The sequence below is a fragment of the Achromobacter sp. 2789STDY5608615 genome (genome assembly GCF_001298995.1).
GTDB lineage: Bacteria > Pseudomonadota > Gammaproteobacteria > Burkholderiales > Burkholderiaceae_B > Achromobacter > Achromobacter insuavis.
The window spans coordinates 1-1,419 of record NZ_CYTY01000065.1 but is presented as its reverse complement, the minus strand read 5'-3'; the positions used below and the strand labels follow the sequence as shown (position 1 = coordinate 1,419).

Sequence of the window (1,419 nt, the reverse complement as noted above, 5' to 3'; positions counted from 1 at the left end):
TAGCAGAGCTTCGCGTTGCTCGCTCGGCTAGCCTCTTGGCTGGCGGGCCCCTTCGCATGGTTCGACGGTGAACCTGGTCAGGTCGGGAACGAAGCAGCCATAGTCGTTTAGGGTCAGTGCCGGAGTAAGGCTCGCCAACCGGTTTTCGCAAAGGGGACGGGGTTGTTTTCCAAGGGGATTTCCCCGGAAGATGATTCCGTCCCTTTTGCATTTCACGCCGGCAATCGCATCGGCTCTTGCAAAGGCTCTACAATCCCGCCATGACTTATCTGGTACTGGCCCGCAAGTGGCGGCCGCGATCGTTCGATACCCTCGTGGGACAGGATCACGTGGTGCGCGCGCTGACGCATGCGCTCGACACCCAGCGCCTGCATCACGCCTGGCTGTTCACCGGCACGCGCGGCGTCGGCAAGACCACGCTGTCGCGCATCCTGGCCAAATCGCTCAACTGCGAAACCGGCATCACCTCCAAGCCCTGCGGCGTCTGTCGCGCCTGCACCGAGATCGATGCCGGCCGGTTCGTCGACTACCTCGAACTGGACGCGGCCTCGAACCGCGGCGTCGAGGAAATGACCCAGCTGCTGGAGCAGGCCGTCTACGCGCCGGGCGCGGGCCGCTTCAAGGTCTACATGATCGACGAAGTGCACATGCTCACGGGGCACGCGTTCAACGCGATGCTCAAGACGCTGGAAGAGCCGCCGCCGCACGTCAAATTCATCCTCGCCACGACCGACCCGCAGAAGATCCCGGTCACGGTGCTGTCGCGCTGCCTGCAATTCAATCTGAAGCAGATGCCGGCCGACTCCATTGTGGGCCACCTGCAGGCGGTGCTGGGCGAGGAACAGGTCGGCTTCGAAGTGCCGGCCCTGCGCCTGATCGGCCAGGCCGCGTCGGGCTCGATGCGCGACGCGCTGTCGTTGACCGACCAGGCCATCGCCTACAGCGCTGGCAACCTGACCGAGGACGCCGTGCGCGGCATGCTCGGCACCATCGACCAGCGTCACCTGGTGCGCCTGCTGGACGCCTTGTCCACCGGCGACGCCAAGGGCGTGCTGGCGGTGGCCGACGAACTCGCCACGCGCGGCCTGTCGTACGCCGGCGCGCTGGCCGACCTGGCGGTGCTGCTGTCGCGCGTCGCCATCGAGCAGCGCGTGTCCGGCGTGATGCCGGCCGAGGATCCGCTGGCGGCCGACATCGCCCGCCTGGCGCAATCGCTGCATCCCGACGCGGTGCAACTGTTCTATTCGGTGGCGGTGCACAGCCGCGGCGAACTGACGCTGGCGCCGGACGAGTACGCCGGCTTCATCATGGCCTGCCTGCGCATGCTGGCGCTCAACGGTGACGCCGGTCCGCAGACCGCCATCGAGGCGCCCGCCACGCCGGCCCGCCAGACGGCCGAGCCCGCCGTGGCCGCCGCGC

The 1,419-nt window shown here is 67.4% G+C and carries 1 protein-coding gene and 1 other RNA gene; both read left to right on the top strand.

The window, feature by feature from the left end:
* The first annotated feature begins 41 nt into the window (after positions 1–41).
* Positions 42–139: signal recognition particle sRNA small type (ffs, locus tag AOZ49_RS32165), an RNA gene on the top strand.
* A gap of 121 nt (positions 140–260) precedes the next feature.
* The coding region (dnaX, locus tag AOZ49_RS29975; RefSeq protein ID WP_156355790.1) for a DNA polymerase III subunit gamma/tau at positions 261–1,419 on the top strand (1,159 nt) is incomplete at its 3' end.